The organism is Bifidobacterium sp. LH_426 (genome assembly GCF_056356875.1).
The window spans coordinates 39,108-57,960 of record NZ_JBKEVB010000007.1; the positions used below are offsets into that span (position 1 = coordinate 39,108).

At 63.3% G+C, this 18,853-nt stretch carries 13 protein-coding genes; 6 read left to right on the forward strand and 7 right to left on the reverse strand.

Annotated elements, in window-relative coordinates:
* Positions 1–40 precede the first annotated feature (40 nt).
* Positions 41–1,237 (reverse strand): UDP-galactopyranose mutase, encoded by a 1,197-nt coding sequence (gene glf, locus AC1AYD_RS07915; RefSeq protein ID WP_476503315.1) that lies wholly within the window; start codon positions 1,235–1,237, stop codon positions 41–43.
* Positions 1,238–1,503: 266 nt separating this feature from the next.
* Here glf and AC1AYD_RS07920 point away from each other — a divergent pair, with 266 nt between their 5' ends.
* The 4 genes from AC1AYD_RS07920 to AC1AYD_RS07935 all read left to right on the forward strand — a co-directional run bounded on the left by AC1AYD_RS07920 (position 1,504) and on the right by AC1AYD_RS07935 (position 7,772).
* On the forward strand, positions 1,504–1,677 hold the full coding sequence (locus AC1AYD_RS07920) for a hypothetical protein (protein ID WP_476503316.1): 174 nt from the start codon (positions 1,504–1,506) through the stop codon (positions 1,675–1,677).
* A 55-nt stretch (positions 1,678–1,732) separates the two neighbouring features.
* On the forward strand, positions 1,733–2,830 hold the full coding sequence (rfbB, locus tag AC1AYD_RS07925) for a dTDP-glucose 4,6-dehydratase (protein ID WP_476503317.1): 1,098 nt from the start codon (positions 1,733–1,735) through the stop codon (positions 2,828–2,830).
* A 524-nt stretch (positions 2,831–3,354) separates the two neighbouring features.
* Positions 3,355–4,614 (forward strand): UDP binding domain-containing protein, encoded by a 1,260-nt coding sequence (locus tag AC1AYD_RS07930; RefSeq protein ID WP_476532988.1) that lies wholly within the window; start codon positions 3,355–3,357, stop codon positions 4,612–4,614.
* Positions 4,615–4,883: 269 nt separating this feature from the next.
* On the forward strand, positions 4,884–7,772 hold the full coding sequence (locus AC1AYD_RS07935; RefSeq protein WP_476544936.1) for a sulfatase-like hydrolase/transferase: 2,889 nt from the start codon (positions 4,884–4,886) through the stop codon (positions 7,770–7,772).
* 414 nt (positions 7,773–8,186) lie between these two features.
* Here AC1AYD_RS07935 and AC1AYD_RS07940 read toward each other — a convergent pair whose 3' ends face one another.
* Complete coding sequence (locus tag AC1AYD_RS07940; RefSeq protein ID WP_476532989.1) at positions 8,187–9,863, reverse strand: sialate O-acetylesterase; 1,677 nt, start codon at positions 9,861–9,863, stop codon at positions 8,187–8,189.
* A 306-nt stretch (positions 9,864–10,169) separates the two neighbouring features.
* Here AC1AYD_RS07940 and AC1AYD_RS07945 point away from each other — a divergent pair, with 306 nt between their 5' ends.
* Entirely contained in the window at positions 10,170–12,140 is a 1,971-nt protein-coding gene (locus AC1AYD_RS07945; protein ID WP_476533020.1) for a glycosyltransferase, read from the forward strand.
* Positions 12,141–12,454: 314 nt separating this feature from the next.
* Here the strand turns inward: AC1AYD_RS07945 and AC1AYD_RS07950 are convergent, their stop codons facing one another.
* From AC1AYD_RS07950 to AC1AYD_RS07970, 5 genes are all read right to left on the reverse strand, one after another.
* Positions 12,455–14,467, reverse strand: a complete 2,013-nt coding sequence (locus AC1AYD_RS07950) for a glycosyltransferase (protein ID WP_476532990.1) — start codon at positions 14,465–14,467, stop codon at positions 12,455–12,457.
* Positions 14,468–14,495: 28 nt separating this feature from the next.
* Entirely contained in the window at positions 14,496–15,824 is a 1,329-nt protein-coding gene (locus AC1AYD_RS07955; protein ID WP_476532991.1) for an ABC transporter ATP-binding protein, read from the reverse strand.
* Between the two features lie 11 nt (positions 15,825–15,835).
* Positions 15,836–16,678, reverse strand: coding sequence for an ABC transporter permease (locus AC1AYD_RS07960; RefSeq protein WP_476532992.1), 843 nt, complete (start codon positions 16,676–16,678; stop codon positions 15,836–15,838).
* Positions 16,679–16,788: 110 nt separating this feature from the next.
* Entirely contained in the window at positions 16,789–17,169 is a 381-nt protein-coding gene (locus AC1AYD_RS07965) for a type II toxin-antitoxin system PemK/MazF family toxin (protein WP_476532993.1), read from the reverse strand.
* Positions 17,166–17,426, reverse strand: coding sequence for an AbrB/MazE/SpoVT family DNA-binding domain-containing protein (locus tag AC1AYD_RS07970; protein ID WP_476532994.1), 261 nt, complete (start codon positions 17,424–17,426; stop codon positions 17,166–17,168). The genes AC1AYD_RS07965 and AC1AYD_RS07970 overlap by 4 nt, the downstream gene beginning before the upstream one ends.
* Positions 17,427–17,550: 124 nt before the next feature.
* Between AC1AYD_RS07970 and AC1AYD_RS07975 the strand changes: the two genes are divergently transcribed.
* Positions 17,551–18,765 (forward strand): glycosyltransferase family 2 protein, encoded by a 1,215-nt coding sequence (locus tag AC1AYD_RS07975; RefSeq protein WP_476544937.1) that lies wholly within the window; start codon positions 17,551–17,553, stop codon positions 18,763–18,765.
* The last annotated feature ends 88 nt before the right edge of the window (positions 18,766–18,853 follow it).

Sequence of the window (18,853 nt, forward strand, 5' to 3'; positions counted from 1 at the left end):
CATTGCCGGCAGAGGGGGCCAGTCGCCAGTCGCGACGGGACTACTTGGCGAGGTCGGCGAGGAGGGGGGCGACCTGCTCGTCGTAGGCGGTGAGGGCGGTGTCGATCACGTTGTGCATGTCGTAGTACTTGTACGTGCCGAGACGGCCGCCGAACACGGTCTTCGGCTCGGCCTTCGCCTTCGCCTCGTACTCGGCGTACAGCTTCTTGTCGGCGTCCGTGTTGATCGGGTAGTACGGCTCGTCGCCACGCTCGGCGAAGCGGGAGTACTCCTCCCAGACCACGGTCTTGTCCGGGTTCTGCTGCTCGCGACGCTCCGGGTTGAAGTTCTTGAACTCGATGGCGCGGGTGTACGGCACGTCCGCGTCGGAGAAGTTCATGACCGGGCAGCCGAAGTGGTCGCCCTCGTCGTAGCGGACCTCCTTGAAGTCCACGGTGCGCCACTTGAGATCGCCCAGCTCGTAGTCGAAGTAACGGTCGATCGGGCCCGTGTACACGACCGGCACGCCCGCCGCCTGCAGCGCCTTCTTGTTGTACGGCTGCGACTCGTCGAAGAAGTCGACGCCCAGCTCCACGGTGATGCGCGGATCGTCGATCATGCGCTCCATCCACTTCGTGTAGCCGTCCTTCGGCAGGCCCTCCCAAGTGTCCTTGAAGTAGCGGTTGTCGTAGTTGAAGCGCACCGGCAGGCGCTTGATGATTGACGCGGGCAGCTCGCTCGGGTCGGTCTGCCACTGCTTGCCCGTGTAGTTCTTGATGAACGCCTCGTACAGCGGGCGGCCGATCAGCTGGATGCCCTTGTCGTTGAGGTTCTGCGGATCGGTGCCGGCCAGCTCGCCGGCCTGCTCCTCGATGACCGCGCGGGCCTCGGCCGGCGTGTACGCCTTGCCGAAGAACTGGTTGATCGTACCCAGGTTGATCGGCAGCGGGTAGACGACGCCGTCATGCGTCGCGTACACGCGGTGCACGTAGTCGGTGAACTCGGTGAAACGGTTCACGTAATCCCACACGCGCTTGTTGGAGGTGTGGAACAGGTGGGCGCCGTACTTGTGGATCTCCGCGCCCGTCTCCTCGTCGAAGTACGAGTACGCGTTGCCGCCGATGTGGTCACGCACGTCGATGATGTGCACGCGCGCGCCCGTGTGCTCCACCGCCTGCTGCGCGACCGTCAGGCCGAACAGGCCCGCGCCCACGATCACCAGATCCGGGTACTTGTTCTCCAGCGTATTATCCACCATGGCTTCAAACCTTTCACCGTCCATGTGCGTTTTGTCGCATCCCATCCTACCGGCCATGCCATACTGAGCGACTCCGCACGGTCCATTCGCGCCTGCCACGCGCGGCACGACCCACAGGCACGACTCAGCCCGCACCATCGGGTTCCGCAAAACGTTACAATTCCACTACTCCGACAAGAGAAAAACGTTACAAACTGACCACTACGACCAAGAAAAACGTTACACGCATCAGCAAAGGGCGGTACGACAGGCGACAACGGAACAACGTGCTGGCAGTCACGGAATGGCATATCGACCACGCCCGGGTGCTCTGCAAGGGCAACGTGCAGCAGGATGGGCCAATCACCTATCTTCCGCTGTATATGACCATGTTCATCGTCCCCGAACAACTACCTGCTTCGCTGCCGTTCACCGTGGATTTGAGCGCCTTGCAACGGTGACGGGAATCCACCCCGCCGAAATCCGTCGTGCATATGCGCCGATACGATGATGGGCATGAGCGATTACGGGAATCAGGGATCATCCGCGACGACGTTCGCACCCCGCCACATCCTCGTGACGGGCGGAGCCGGGTTCATCGGCGCGAACTTCGTGCACTGGGTGGCGCGCGAACAGCCGGACGTGCGCATCACCGTGCTCGACAAACTCACCTACGCGGGCAAACGCGAAAGCCTCGACGGCGTGCCCGCGGACCGGCTCACGTTCGTGCACGGCGACATCTGCGACGCCGGACTGGTCGAATCGCTGCTGACGGGGGCGGCGGAGCGCGACGGCGCGACGCACGCCGCCGACGGCACGGTGCCGCCGATCGACGCGATCGTCCACTTCGCCGCCGAATCGCACAACGACAACTCGATTCTCGACGCGACGCCGTTCCTGCGCACCAACATCGACGGAACGTACGTGCTGCTCGAAGCGGCGCGACGGCACGGACTGCGCATCCACCACATCAGCACCGACGAGGTGTACGGCGACCTCGCGCTCGACGAACCGCGCAAATTCACCGAAACGAGCCCGTACAAGCCGTCCAGCCCGTATTCGGCGTCGAAGGCGGCGAGCGACCATCTCGTGCGCGCATGGCACCGCACGTACGGGGTGCGGGCGACGATCAGCAACTGCAGCAACAACTACGGGCCGTACCAGCATGTGGAGAAATTCATCCCGCGGCAGGTGACGAACATTCTCGCCGGCATCCGGCCGAAACTGTACGGGACGGGCGCGGCGGTGCGCGACTGGATCAGCGTGGAGGACCATTGCAGCGCGATCTGGGCGATTCTCACGCGCGGACGCATCGGCGAGACGTACCTGGTGGGCGCGGACGGGGAGATGAGCAACATCGACGTGCTGCGCATGATCCTTTCGCGCATGGGATTGCCCGCCGACGCGTTCGACCATGTGAACGACCGGCCGGGCGGCGACAAACGCTATGCGATCGACGCCTCGAAGATCACGCGAGAGCTCGGATGGCGGCCGCGTCACACCGATTTCGCCGCGGGCCTCGACGAGACGATCGCGTGGTACCGCAACCACGAAAGCTGGTGGCTGCCGGACAAGCAGGCCACGGAGGAAAAATACCGGTTGCAGGGGCACTGAGCGGGGCGCGTCGGGCGTATGCGCCGACGGATGCGCCCAACGGATGCGACGGATGTTATGCCTCAATGGGCACGTTCGACGCTGCTCGACGCCGCTCGATGCCACGGATGTGTATGGTTCGGCGGGCAATGTGTATGGTTCGGGGGCGAACCTGCATGGTTCTAGGGCCAACGTGTAGGAATTACGGGCGAACGTGTAGAGATTACGAGCGAACGTGTATGGGTAGGGGCTGAAGAGACGCCGAATCATGCCGGGGCGCGGTAGGCATTTTGTTGGAATTCCGGGCTTTTCTCAGGAGTCGAAACGCTCGGAAGCGGCGGTCTTCAGCACCACACCATGCACGTTGCCGCTCCAGAACTACACGTTCGACCCGAAACCATGCAGGTTCGCCCATAAATCATGCACGTTGCCGCCTGAACCATACACTGCACGAGCCATGTACGTCGTCTCCGTTGGAGGGAGGGGCGCTTTCGACTAAGCTGGTGCCCAGCGAAACACGGAAGCCTCATAGAAAGCGCGCGGATATGAAGATTGCGGTTGCCGGTACCGGGTATGTGGGCCTGTCGGTGGCGTTGCTGCTGTCGCAGCACAACGAGGTGCACGCGTTGGACATCGTGCCGGAGAAGGTGGAACTGCTCAACGCCGGCAAGAGCCCGATCGTGGACAAGGAGATCACCGCGTTCCTCGACGCCGACAAGTCCGGCGAACGGCCGCTGGACTTCCAGGCGACGCTCGACCCGGAGCAGGCGTACACGGGCGCGGATTACGCGATCGTCGCCACGCCCACGAACTACGACCCGCAGAAGAACTATTTCGACACGTCCAGCGTGGAGGCGGCGATCACGGCGATCCGCACCTACGACAAGACCGCGTGGATCGTCATCAAGTCCACGATCCCGGTGGGCTACACGCAGCAGATCCGCGAGCGCTTCGCGGACAACCGCATCCTGTTCTCCCCCGAGTTCCTGCGCGAAGGCCACGCCCTGTACGACAACCTGCATCCGAGCCGCATCGTGGCCGGTGCCCCGCAGGACGACCCGGAGGCGGTCGAGGCAGCGCACACGTTCGTGGCGCTGCTCGCCGCCGGCGCCGACCCGGCCGAGCGGGACCGCACGAACCCGGACGGCACGACCGGCATCCCGGAGCTCGTGGTCGGCACCACGGAGGCGGAGGCGATCAAACTGTTCGCGAACACGTATCTCGCGCTGCGCGTCGCCTACTTCAACGAGCTGGACACGTATGCGGAGAGCCGCGGCCTGGACACGCGCGAAATCATCAAGGGCGTCTGCTACGACCCGCGCATCCGCGACGACTATAACAACCCGAGCTTCGGATACGGCGGCTACTGCCTGCCGAAGGACACGAAGCAGCTGCTCGCCAACTACGACAAGGTGCCGCAGAACCTGATCGAGGCAATCGTCGAGTCGAACACCACGCGCAAGGATTTCGTGGCCGACGAGATCCTGCAGCTCGTCGACAAGGCCCGTGCCGCCGGCAAGGAGCGCCCGGTGGTGGGTGTGTACCGCCTCACGATGAAGTCCGGTTCGGACAACTTCCGCCAGTCCGCCGTCCAGGGTGTGATGAAGCGCATCAAGGCGAAGGGCGTGGACGTGGTCGTCTACGAGCCGACGCTCGACAAACCCGATTTCTTCGGCAGCCCGGTCACGCATGATCTGGCCGCGTTCAAGCGCGATGCGGATGTGATCATCTCCAACCGTTGGAATGCGGATCTCGCCGACGTGAGCGAGAAGGTGTACACGCGCGATCTGTTCCGGAGGGACTGACGGGGAGCGGGGCGGGCGGCCCGCGCCGCTCCGCCTTGCCCCCTTCCGTCTCGCCTTGCCTCCTCCCATTCCGCCTTGCTCCCTCCCGTCTCGTCCTATGGCGGATTGCGGTGAACGAGGGGTGAATTCGTCCTGAACCTGCGGCTACAATGTGCCGGTACGTTATCGCAGTGGACAGGTGGGGACAAGTGGGCAAGCCGCAGGATGAATCAACGGAGCATGCGTCCACGGGATACGCGTCCGCGGACGCGTCCGCACATGATTCCGGCATGCTCGACGCGGCGAAGCTCGTCGATATCGACGGTATCGACGACATCATGCCGATGGGACTTTCCCTCGACGAGCCGTCGTCTTCGGCCGGGGCGGATGATGCTTCGGGTGCCGGAACGGACGCCGGTTCGGGCGCTGCATCGGCTACCACGTCGGATGCCGAAGATGCAGCGGATTCCAAAGCCGCCACCGACGCGGAATCACCCATCGACCGTTTCGAAGCCCACGTCGCTTCGGTCGAGGCCGGTATCGCTTCGGTCGAGGCCCGTGTCGCCTCGACCGAAGCCAGCGTCGAAGCCCATGTCGCCGCCGCCAAGACCAACGTCGCATCCACCGAGGCCCGCGTCGCCGCCGACATCGCCTCGGCCGCCAACCACGTACCCGAATACGCGCGGCAACTGGCCGACCAGTCGAAGCCGCTGATCGGCTCCGCGCGCCGCACCATGGCCGCCGCCGCGCGCAAGGCCAAGGCCTTCGTCCTGCACTGCGTCTCGATGCTCGTCGCGGCGATCGCCACGCTCCGCACATCGATGCGCGACTCGGCATTCATCACAACGTTCCCCAAGGCGTTCCCCAAGCGAATCGCCGAAACGTTCACGAACATTGTCGCCAAAGTACGGCCCATCGCCCGAACCGCGGCCCGCGCCGCCGCCCAAGCCGCCCGAATCGCGACCCGCGCGACCCACTCCGCACTCACCGCCATCCGCGCCAAAGCACTCCCCATCCTGCGCACCCTGACCGCGAAACTACGCACCCTGTGGCGCAGCCCCCGGTGCCGCGCCGCGCGCGCCACAATCCGCGAAATCTGGCTCAAACGCCCGAAGTGCCCGTACACGCTGTACCTGCTGGTCACGGCGCTGATGACCGCCGCGGCCACGATCTTCATCCAGTGGGGCATGTACACGGAACCCTCATACGACGACCCGAACGCGGTCGACGAGACCACGAAGGCCCTCAACAGCGTGAACGGCCAGCTCACCCGGTTCGTCGCGCAAATGTGGCTGTCGGGAAACGGCGCAGACGACACCAGCAAGCTCAACTGGCTGCTCAACTTCTGCGCGCTCGGCATGATCTACCTGGTGATCGTGTTCGTGCTGAACCGCTTCTGGGTGGCGACGGCCGTGTTCGGCATCACGATGAGTGTGTACGCGGTGGCGAACAGCATCAAGATGGACCTGCGCAACGAGCCGATCATCCCTTCCGACCTGAGCTTCCTGTCCAGCGGCAACGGCGGTGAAATCGCCTCGTTCATCCCGGATGGCAGCCAGTCGCTGGTCAACGGCACGATTACGATGCTCGTCTGGTTGACCGTGATCTGCCTGATTCTCCAGTTCGTCGACGGCCGCCGCTGCGTGATCCCGTTCCATTGGCGCCGCCCGTTCCGCAACGCGAAGACCATCGCGGGAAACGTCACGCGTCTCGTCGCCGCCGGCACGAGCATCGCGCTGCTGTGCTCGTTCACGTGGACGCTGAGCATCCCCGGCACATGGGGCTACGAGTGGGCAAAGAGCTGGGGCGATTCCCCACGCCTGTGGGACGCGGCCGGCGACGCCCAGGCGAACGGCCCGACCATCAATTTCCTGCGCCTCACCCACCCGAAGATCATGGACAAGCCGGAAGGCTACAGCCAGAAGACGATGGAGGAGCTGGCGCAGAAGTACGCCAAGCAGGCGCAGGTCACGAACAAGTCGCGCAAGAACCGGCTCACCGACAGCACGGTGGTGATGATCCTCTCGGAGACGTTCTCCGACCCGACGCGCGTGCCCGGCGTCAGCGTACTCGAGGACCCGATGCCGAACATCCGCGCCGTCAAGGATTCGACCACGTCCGGCCTCATGCTTTCCCCCGGCTACGGCGGCGGCACGGCGAACATCGAATACCAGACGCTGACCGGTCTTGATTACGCATTGTTCGACGATTCGATGCAAGTCATGTACCAGGAGCTCGTCCCGCACCAGACGAACCCGTACTCGTTCAACCAGATCTGGAATGCGCGCTACGGCGAGACCGGTTCCACAGGGTTCCACCCGTACTACAAGAACATGTACCTGCGCGACACGAACTACAAGAAGTTCAAGTTCAACCACTTCTACACCTTGGACAGCAAGCCGGCCATTAAGCATCAGGACAAGATCGACAACAACCCGTATGTGAGCGACGCGGCCGCCTACCAGAACGTAATCGACCAGCTGAACAAGGAGCAGCATCCGCAGTTCCTGCAGCTGGTCACGATGCAGAACCATTTCCCGCACAACGGCTGGTACAACGACAATCAGTTCGACTGGGCGAACGTCTCCGAGAACATGGGCGACGACGAACGCTACGCGGTGAACACGTACATGAAGGGCGTGAGCATCACCGACCAGACGACCGCCGACTTCCTGAACCGACTCGACGCAATGGACAAGCCGGTCACCGTGATCTTCTACGGCGACCACCTGCCCAGCGACTATACGACGGCCGCCGCGGACCGGCACAATGCCCTCGCCCTGCACGAGACCGACTATTTCATCTGGTCGAACCAAGCGTCCGGCGATGCCGGCTCCGGCGTGAAGCTCGACCCTGACAAGGCTTCGACGAGTTACACGTCACCGAACTACTTCATGGAAATAGCCAGCGAGCACATGAACGCGAAGGTCTCCCCGTACCTTCAGTTCCTGTCTGCCGCGCGCTCCGCTCTTCCGTCCGTCGAACGTTTTGTTATCGATATGAGCGGCTCTTCCGATGAAACGTCCACCACCTACCTCGACAAAAACGGCGACACGATCAAGCGCAAGAACCTCTCCAAGCAGCAGCGTGAGCTCCTCAAGGAGTACCGTCTCGTCCAATATGACATGACCGCCGGCAAGAACTACCTGGCCAGCACCCCCTTCTTCGACGTGAAGTAACGGGCCATGCTCCCGCCGAAGTGTAGGCCGACAATCGTGTAACAGGCGACCTGCATGAATTCCGCCCGAACCTGCATGGTTCGAAACCGAATGTGTATGGTTCAGCCCCGAACCTGTAGGTTCCGGAGGCCAACCTGTAGGATTCAGACACGAACCTGCACGGGCAGGTCTTGAAGAACCGTCGATCAGCCCGAACCTGCGCCAACGGTTTTGGCGGAATTCCAAGCTTCTGCAAAAGCGGCTCCGACCCGGAAACCGCCTTCTTCAGCACCCCACCATGCACGTTGCGGCCCATGACCTACACGTTCGCCCCGGAATACTACAGGTTCGGGGCTGAACCATGCAGGTTCGCCACCGAACCATGCAGGTTCACCCCGAAACCATGCACATTCGCCTTCCGGTCTTCCGCCCCGCCTACCCCACGCTTACCACGAACGGGCTCGCGGGCAGTTTGGCCGAATCGTAGAGCATGCTGGCGCTGTTGGGCGCGAGGCCCCACAGGTAGCGCACCTGCGTGACGGTGTCCACGTCGTCGGAGTGGACGATCACCTGATTGCCCTGCACGGTGGCGTCGGCGGCGTGGAACGCGCCGTCCGAACCGGCCACTTCGAAGCCCTGCAGCGGCGTCGCGGTCACCGTGGCGGGGTCCGTCGCGGTCGCTTTCAGCGTGTAGTCCGGTTTCATCGCGTGCAGCCCGATCGCCGTGTTCGCGGCGAACGACACGGCGACGGTGGAGGCGTCGCCGCTCACGGCCTTCGCGCTCTGCGCAATCGGCCCGGACGACGCGACGCCATTCCCGGCGCCATTCCCGGCGCCGTTCCCGTCGCCCGCCATCGCGAACCACTGCGTCGCCATGCGTTCGGCCAGGATGTCCTTGCCGAGCGGGTGGATCACCTTCGACGTGCCTTTGTCCGTATCCAGCGAAACGGTCATCGCAAGATTGTCGGTCGTGCCGAGCGCCGCGCTGTCGAGCACGTCGAGCTGCGCCTGCCGCACGATGGGCGTGTACTGGTTGCCGCCGCTGTAGCGCGCGAGCTGCGCGTACAGGAACGGCAGGTCCTCTTCGCCGAACACGCTGCGGAACTGGTTGATGAGCGCGGCGAAGTTGCTTTCGTAGCGCAGCGCCGTGGCCTGCGTGGCGGCGTCGTTCTCGCCCTGGTACCACAGCACGCCGGCGACGCGGTATCCGGTGAGCGGTTTGACGTGGTTCGCGTAGATGTCGCCGCCTTTCATGTGGCGTGCGATAGCCGTGCCGCCCCACGCGATCTGGATGATGCCGACCGGCACGTTCGGGTGCGCCTTGCGCAGTCGCGCCGCGAACAGCTGTGGCAGGTAGCCGAGATAGTCGCTGTTGCTTCCGGTCGCGGCCGCCCACTTGTGCGCGGTGACCGAGCGCAGCGGCAGCGACGAGCCGCCGAGTTTGCGTTCGACGGCGAGGAAGTGGATGCCTTCGTCGTTCACGGTCTTCGGCAGGTCGCTTTCGTCGAAGACGCCGGCGATGTTCCCCGCGACGAGGTCCTTCGACCCGTAGTAGTCGACGTGGTTGAGCTCCATGTTCGACTGTCCTGCGGCCACGAACACGTCACCCACGTACACGTCGCGCACGGTGCGCGCCACCTGCCCGCCGATCAGGAACGCGAGCGTGTACGCGTCCTTGCGCGTGGGCACGTTCTTCACGGTGATGTCGAAGGTCGTGCCGACGGCCACCTGTTGCGATGATTCGATCTTCTGGTCGCCGTGCATGAACCGCACGGTGAGTTCGACGCGTTCGGCGTTCTCCCCCGATTTCGCGCTCGGCCCAGAACCATTCGCCCCCGTGCCGCTCTTCTCCAGCGTTCCACGGATGTGGATCGGCTTCCCGCGTTGCAGCACCATGCCCGGCATGTAGTAGTTCGGCAGCGCGACGCTCACTCCGGAGACCGCCGTCGAAGAGCCGGCACCTGCGGAATCACCCGTACCGGAGGAACCGCCGATCCCGCATCCGCCCGTCACCATCATGGCCAGTCCGACCGTCGCCGCGAGCGTCGCGCGCACAGCGGCGCGCACGCGGGCGCGCACCGTGGCGCGCGTTCCCCGGATAGTCTCACTCAACAAGCTGATCCTCCGTCCGTCTACCGATTCCATATGCCGATTCCGTCTGTCGTCCGTCCGCCGATTCGGTCCATGCGCCGATTCGGCCCATGCGCCCGCACGCCAATCCCGTCCGCGCGACGGATTCCCGTTTGTATACTGACTGGTATGGTACAGGCACAGGCTGCAGCCGGAGACACGGCTTTTGAGAATACGCCCAGCGGCGCACCAGACACGACACCGACGTCGTCAAGCACGTCACCGCACACGGAGCCCACCCCGGCTTCACCCGCAGGCTGGGAGACGGTGAACCGCGTCGTCTACCCGATGCGCGACGCCGACCAGACGATGCCTCTCTATGCGGTGAACTGGCATCCCGCGCATTTCGACCCGAGCGTGTTCGACGAGCGCGACAATCTGGTCAGCGCGAATCCGAACGGCATGACACGTTCCGAACTGTCCCGGCTCATCGCGGCCAGCCGCCGCGCGGCGGTCGAGGAGCCGCACGGGTTCGCCGTCGATTCGCGCAACACGGTCACGCTGGCGGCGGGCACGCACCTGTCGCTGTGCACGTATTTCAACGCGTTCCCGGCCGGCTATTGGCGGTATTGGACGCGCGTGAGGAGCGTGCGGTTCGTCGCGTGGGCGGCCGGCAAGGGCACGGTCACGCTGTTCCGCTCCACGGCGCGCGGTCTCGCCGCGCCGGTGGAGACGTTCACGATCGACACGAAGCATGGTGACGGCGGCCCGGAGCGTCTCGTCGCGGAACTGTCGCTCAAGGGCATGCTGGACGGCGGCTTCTACTGGTTCGACGCGCGCGCGGACGCCGACGCGTCGCTGACGGTCGGCGACGCGGTCTGGCAGGTCCCGGCTCGCGTGCGTCGCACGCGCGAGCCGGGTACGGTGTCCGTCGCGATCACGACGTTCAATCGTCCCTCCTACTGTCTGGACCAGTTGCGTGCGATCGCCGGCGAACGCGAGTTGCGTGAGCGTCTGGACACCGTGTATTGCACCGATCAGGGCACGGATCTGGTGCTCGACCAGCCTGGTTTCGCCGAGACGGCGGACGACTTGGGTGGTCATCTCACGTATATCCGTCAGGGCAATCTGGGTGGTTCCGGCGGATTCTCGCGCGGCATGTACGAGACGGTGAAGGCGGGCGTGAGCGACTACACGCTGCTGCTCGACGATGATGCGATCAGTGAGCCGGAGTCGATTCTGCGTGCGGTGCAGTTCGCGGATTACACGGTGCGTCCGGTGCTGGTGGGCGGCGGCATGTTCCATATCGACCATCGCACGGTGCTGCACGTGCAGGGCGAGCGGTATGACGCGCGTGCGCAGTGGATGGAGCCGTCGCGCGGCGCCGAGTTCAATCATGATTTCCGTTCGGAGCCGTTGGCGGACAGTCCGTCGATGCACGCCGTGCGCTTCTCCGATTTCAACGGATGGTGGTTCTGTCTGATTCCGGTCGAGACGATGCGTGCGGTCGGATTGGGATTGCCCGTATTCATCAAGTTCGACGACATCGAGTATGGCCTGCGCGCGAAGCGGCATGGATTCCCGACGGTGAGCCTGCCGGGTGTGGCCGTATGGCATATGGGTTGGCATGACAAGGATCCGGCGCGCGGATGGGAGGAGTATTTCCAGGTGCGCAACCGGTGGGTCTGCGCGCTGCTGCACTACCCGAACGCGGGCCGTGCGGCCGCGTTCCGCATGCTCTACGAGGAGGCGAATCTGGGATTGCGCATGCTCTATTCGGGCATGGAGCTGAGCCAGCTGGCCCTCGCCGACCTGTTGAAGGGCCCGGAGTATCTGGTGGAGTCGCTGCCGACGAAAATCGCCGAAGTGCGTGAGGCGCGTAAGGGCTTCTCGGACAGCGTCACGTATTCGAGTCCGCTGGATCTGCCGGAACCGGACGATCATGCCGATCGCGCGTGGGCGCCGGCCGGCGCGCGTGAGGTGACGAAGCGTGGTATGAAGGCGGTGCTCACCGCCCTACGTTCCCGTTCCCGCGCGGACGGCGTGAAGGATGAGGCGCCGCAGATGGCGATTCCGGCCCGGTTCTCAATCTGGCCGTCGTTCATCGGCGTGCGTTCCGCGATGGTCACGTCCGCCGACGGCGATTCGGTAGCCTGGTTCCGCCGCGACAGCCGCCTCTACCGCCGCAACATGCGCAAATGCTTCCACCTGGCTCGCCACCTGTCCCGCCACTGGAAGCGCCTCTCCAAGGAATACCGCGACTACGGCCTCCCCTCAATGCAAACCTGGGAGCAGATCTTCCGCACCGCAAACAAATAAAAACGGTCATGCGCCACGCGCATGCCAATCTCCTCGGCTCCCCTTGTCAGGGGAGCTGTCGCGCTCCGCGCGACTGAGGGGTAGTCTGCTCCCCCTCTCAGGGGGAGCTGTCTCGCGAAGCGAGACTGAGGGGGTACCCCAAGAGGTAGCCCGGCACCTCCCCCTCAGTCGGCCTGCGGCCGCCAGCTCCCCCTACAGGGGGCGCAAAGCAATCGTCACGCGCATAGCGCATGTCCATGTCCTCTGCTCCCCCTTCCAGGGGGAGCTGTCCGGCGAAGCCGGACTGAGGGGGTGCCACCAGCCCCCAAGAACCCCTACTCCCCGAAGTACCGCTGCCACCACTCCGGCGAGACCATCGTGGTAAACGCCTTGCGGTACTCCTTCTGGTAAGTCCTCCAGTTCGCGATGATCCGCACATACAGCGCACAGGCCTTCACGAATCCGCCGATTGCAAGCAACGGCTTGCGCGTCAACAAAATGCCCTTGCCGCGTTCCGGGTCGACGAACACGGCGGAGTCCATGAGTCCCGCCGCACGCCAGTGATCCGAAGCGTCGTCCGCGACCAACGTCAACGTGTTCAGCTGGTCGGCAGGCACGTCGCTCGTGTGGTGGTCGTCGGCGATGAGGCAATGCACCTTGGTCGGCTCCATGTAGCCGTCGATCACGCGGCTCCGGTCCGCGCGCGGCGGCGTAATCTGGTGCAGGCCGATCTTCAAGGTGACGGCGGCACGGGAGGCGTCGTGCAGGTGCTCGAACTCCTCGCTCTGCCCGCGCAGCGTGTCCGGCAGCTCCTCGATGGGCACCATCGCGGAATCGTCGAATTTGCCGCGGATCTCGCGGATTTCGGGCAGTCGGGTCTCGAGGATGGACCCCACGTGCTCAGGCCCGGCCATGATGTCCTTCATGGCGGCCTGGTGCAGCGCGACCGCGGAGTAGCGCATCTTGGCGGTGGCGGACATCGTGAACCGCACCATCTCCTTCAGCACGCCGGTGCGGTACGCCTGGTTCGTGTACAGCAGGCCCATGATGGTGCGGTTGCGGATGTGGAAGTACGCCTGCCAGTCAAGCTGGTCGTCCTTGTCGACGAAGGACTGGTGCCACAGGCACACGCCGGGGACGGTGACCGTGCGGTAGCCGGCGCGCTGGGCGCGCACGCCGTATTCGACGTCGTCGTTCTTGATGAAGAACGGGTATGAGAGGCCGATCTTGCGGATGGTCTCGACGGGGATGAGGCACATCCACCACGCGTTGTAGTCGGCGTCCACGCGCTTGTGCAGGTACGTCTTCTTGAGGAACGGCTCGGACGCGAGATCGTCGTAGCGGGATTCCTGCACGGCGGTGCCCCAGCTGATGCTTTTCGCGTCGAACACTTCGGCCAGCGCGCAGATGCGGGTCGGTTCGCTCAGGAACAGCATGTTGCCGCCGACAAGCGTGGGTTCGATGCAGTGGTTCGCGAAGGCGATGGCGCGGGAGACGGATTCGGGTTCGAGCACCGTGTCGTCGTCAAGCAGCATCGCGTAGCCGCTTTCGCCATGGTGTTCGACCTCGTACATGCCGCGCGCGAAGCCGCCGGAGCCGCCGATGTTGCCTTGGCGGATGACGCGCAGCTTGTCGCCCAGCTTCGCTTTCGCCTCGTCGAAGCCGGGGGCGTCAGCGACGAGTTTCGTGCCTTGGTCGACGACGTAGACCGCGTCGATGAGGCTCATGTCGGCCATGTCGGCGAGCAGGTTGAACTGACGGATGCACCATTCCGGCTTGTTCATCGTGGTGATGGACAAGGAGGCGGTGAGCGTGCGTTTCGCGGGCACGGAGGACAGCCATTGCGCGTCGGCGATGGTGATCGGGGCGTCGGGCGCGGCCTGCACGTCGAACCACAGCCAGCCGCCCTCGCCCATGCCGGCGATGGGGATGATGGTTTCGACGATGTCGCCGTTTTCGACGGTGCCGTCACCGGACGCGGCGTTCACGTCGACGCTGTGGACGATGCGGTCGTTCGCCTTCTCGTCGGAGGCGTGGACGGTCACGGTGCCGTGGCCGGCCGCGCGCAGGCGCAACGTCACGGACTGCACGTTCGTCCATTGCGCCCAGTACGCCGCCGGGAACGCATTGTAGTAGCAGCCGGTCGAGTAGCCGTTTCCCGCGGGGATTTCGATGGAGGTACGGCCCTTCACCCACGAGTGCAGCGCCTCGTTGCCTACGGGCGCGCCGGCGGTGTCCCGCCCGCTGCCGTAGATCGGTGCCGCGGCCACACGGAAGTCCTCGTCCAGTCCGACGTTCCCCGAAGGAAACACCACCCGCCAAATCGTCTCAAGCTCTGCATTAGGCATAGTGCCCGTACCCTCTTTCTCGACCGGATCAGGCGACGCCGGTGTGGTTGCCCCACTGCTTCGGGTCCATGACCTCGACTCCGGTCTCTTCGGGGACCGGGGTGATGCTCATCGAATCCATGTTGATCAGCGCGTAGTCCGTGTAGGTCTCGGAATCGCGGATCACGAAGGTGCACGCGTTGTTGCCCGTACCCACGGCGACCATGTCGGTGAAGCCGGAGTTGGTCGCGCTCGGCGTGCGCAGGGACGTCACCAGCTGGAATTCGCCGTTGTTGAACAGGTTGAGCGGCATTTCGAACTGGACCGTGTGGTGGCCGTGCTCCTTCATGCGCAGCACCTTGGGGCCGGTGTCGAACGGGATGCCGCCGCGGCGGATGTCGTTCAGCGCGATCGCCAGGTAGAAGTCGCCCGGCTCGTCGTACTGGTATTCGACGGCGAACTTGAAGATGTCCGTGTTCTTCACCATAGACGAGGAGACCGCGTAGGTGCGCAGAATCGGGCAGCGGGCGTTCAGGCCGTCCGGGTAGTGGCCCTTCTGCTGCTCGCGTTCGATCCGCTTCTGCTCCTTCTGCTTCTCCGCCTCGAGGTTCGCGAGCGTGTACGCGTTGGCGACGGTCTGCTTATCGCCGATGACCTCGACGACGCCGTCCTTGATCATCATGGCGCGGGTGCAGTATTTCTTCACCGAGGCCATGTCGTGGGTCACGAGGATGACGGTCTTCTTGGGGTCCTTCTTGATTTCGGAGAAGAAGTCGTCGCACTTGCGCTGGAACGCCTCGTCGCCGACGGCAAGCACCTCGTCGAGCACGAGGATGTCGCCCTGCGCCTTGATCGCGACGGAGAAGGCGAGACGCACCTGCATGCCAGAGGAGTAGTTCTTGAGCTTCTGGTCCATGAACTCCTCGAGTTCGGCGAACTCGACGATGTCATCGTACATCGCGTCGACTTCCTCACGGGTGAAGCCGAGCAGCGAGCCGTTCAGGTAGACGTTCTCACGGCCGGTGAGTTCCGGGTTGAAGCCGACGCCGAGTTCGATGAACGGCACCAGCTTGCCGGTCACGTTGATGGAACCGGTCTCCGGGTAGTAGATCTGCGAGATCAGCTTGAGCAACGTGGACTTGCCGCCGCCGTTGCGGCCGACGATGCCGAAGAACTCGCCCTGGTGGACTTCGAAGTTGATGTCCTTCAGCACATGCTGGATTTTGTAGCCCTTGATGCCCTTGAACCAGTTGATGCACGCCTGCTTGAGGCCGGTGGCCTGCTCGGTGGGCAGCTTGAAGGATTTGGAGACATGGTCGACCGAGAGGACGACGGGGTTCTTCGTCAGATCGATGGTGCCATCGTTGTTTTCGTTCATCACATCGCTCATCACATGACCTCCGCGAATTTACGGCTGTTACGTCGGAACAGGTACACGCCGAGCCACAGAAGCACGACGGTGAGCAGTACCGGAATGGCCTTGAGCACCGGGTTGTCGAACTGGTTCCACGCGGTCGGCTGGGTCTCCGGCGCGATGAAGTTGTGCCGGATGTCCTGGATCGCCTGGGCGATGGGGTTGAGGAGCTCCAGACGCGCGAGATCCGCGTACAGGCCGCCGCGGTTGGTGACGTAGCTCAGCGGGTAGATGATAGGCATGCCGTAGAAGACGAGCTGCTGGAGCACTTCCCAGATGTGGGCGATGTCGCGGAAGTACACGTACATCGTGGCCATGATCAGGGTGATGCCCAGCGTGACGGCATACAGTTCGATGACGTTGATCGGCAGCAGCACGACACGCCAGGTGAACTGCACACGGGCGAATATCGCGAAGACGAGCACGACGCCCAGGTTGATGGCGTAGCTGATCATCGCGCCCACCGTGGCCGATACTACGACGATGTAGTTCGGGAAGTGGATCTTGCGCAGCAGGTCGCCGCGGTCGACGACCGAACGCAGGCCGACGTTCGTGGATTCGGTGACGAACTGCCACGAGCTGATGCCCAGCAGCAGTACCACCGGGTAGGTGGGGGTGCCGTCCGACATGCGGAGGAACTTGCCGAACACCACGTACATGACGCAGAACATCATCAACGGCTTCAGCACGGACCATGCGATGCCGAGGAACGAACCCTGGTATCGCAGCCGGAAATCGGTCTTCACCAAGCCCTTGAGCACGACCCACGCGTACTTGTACCGAGCTTGCAGCTTGCTTACTAGTTCTTGCACGGTCATGTAGTTTACCAATGGGGGTACTTACCACGCCCCCGGAACCCGCGACCTACAAAGCATCCCTACAGCTGTGTGCCCGAACATGCACGGAATACAGTCCTGCCGGAAACACGCTATGCGTAATTGGGGATGACCATCATTTCTGGCTGGATATAGCAGCTGATGAGAGTTCCTGTAATCTGGTCCATATCATCGTCTTTAAGGCGGCCGATTTTGACGGGATTTCGTTCCTCAAGATCAAGAGCACGAATCTGCTCGACTTGCGCGTAGCCATCAATCCAACCATCACCATCTTCGCGCCGAGTGACAGTGATGGGCAGATGCAGTTCGAAGTCGCCGCGCCCGTGCGAAATCGCGATGACGACGGTGAGACTGCAATTACGGTTGAAATCGTCGTTGCTCACTACGACGACGGGACGGCGCTTCCTCTGCTCATGTCCTTTTGCTGGGTCGAGATCAACGAGGAGAACATCTCCGTATCTCCAAGCGGTCACAGCTCCTCCTCGCCGACGGCGGGACCGTCGAGCTCCTCGGCAGCCTTATACTCCTCGGTGCGGTCGCGGAACACATCGGCGAGTCGTGGAACCCGGATGATTCTAACGTTGGTACGAATCGGACGCAGCACAATGGAACCGTCCTTGACAGTCGCTTCGACGCGAGACCCGTCGGCCATGCCTACTTGCTCGCGCATGTCCTTGGGCAGACGCACGCCTTGGGCATTGCCCCATTTGCTGAGTGTCAACGTAGTCATGTTCACCACCTCCCGAATGAGCGCTATGTATATCCCAGTATATACATATAAGTGAATCAGGCGACGCAGGACCAGTCATAACGGTATGATTGGCTTATTTGCCCTTTGAAGAAGCGGAGTTGGTTTGCAAGCGGTATCTCATTCCCCCGTCGTTTCGGTCATCATCCCTGCCTACAACGCGCAGGCCTTCATCGAGGAGTGCTTGGGCAGCGTCACCGCGCAGACGTTGAAGGACATCGAGGTCATCGTCGTCGACGACGGTTCGACTGATGATACCTGCGTTCTCGTGGAGAACATCGCCTCGCAGGACGAGCGCGTCACGCTGCTGAAACAGGCGAACCAGTATGCCGGCGTCGCGCGCAACAACGGTCTGAGCCACGCCACGGGCAAGTACCTGTACTTCCTCGACGCCGACGACTTCATCGAGCATGACGCGATGGAGCGCATGGTCGACGCCGCGGAGACGAACGACGTCGATATCGTGGTCGCCCGTTCTAACAGCCATGACGCCGATACGCACGACGAGGCGCTGATCGACTACACGATCATGGGCGTACCGACCGGCCGCGTGCTGGGCAACGAGGAGTACGCCGGCACGGTGTTCCAGAGTTTCGTCGGATGGGCGTGGGACAAGCTGTTCCGCAGCGATTTCATCTACGCGAAGAAGCTGACGTTCCAGCCGTTGCGCACGACGAACGACGCGTTCTTCACATACATGGCGCTGGCCTCCGCCAGCTCCATCTACTGCATGGACGACGTGCTGTTCCACCACCGCACGCACAACACCGGGTCCCTCGAGGCCACGCGCAGGAAGAGCTGGGAGTGCGCGCTCACGGCGATCAAGTCGATTGGCGCGGCGTTGCAGGAGCTGGATAACCACGCCCTCACCAAGCGCAGCTACGACAACTGGATCTCCCATTTCATCCTGTGGAACGTGCAGTCCCTCGAATTCCCCACGGCGGTCAAGATGCTGGATGCGGCGTATCCGTCGCTTGAGTCTCTGCCGAGTGAGAAACCCTATTACTTCGAGGAGCGCGACCACCATTTCGTCGACATGGTTCAGCAGAGCAAATCGCAGCTGATTCTCACGACGTTCGAGGACGTGTACCGCATCGGTGACCTGCAGCGGCAGCTGGACGAGACGCGGGGGCGGGTGGAATCGCTGGAAGGCCGCATCCGCGAGCAGGGCCGGGAGATTCGCGAACGCGACCGGGTGATCCGCGAACAGCAGGATCGCATCGACGACATCTATCGTTCGGTCTCGTACCGGATCGGCCACGTGCTGATCAGCCCGTTGTCAATCGCGAAGCGGGTGATCGGCAAGCGTCGGCATCGCTGATCTCGAAACGGCGTGCACGGGACCGGATTCCCGCACGATATGACGATGGGGTGGGCACATACGATATGTGCCCACCCCATCGTCATAT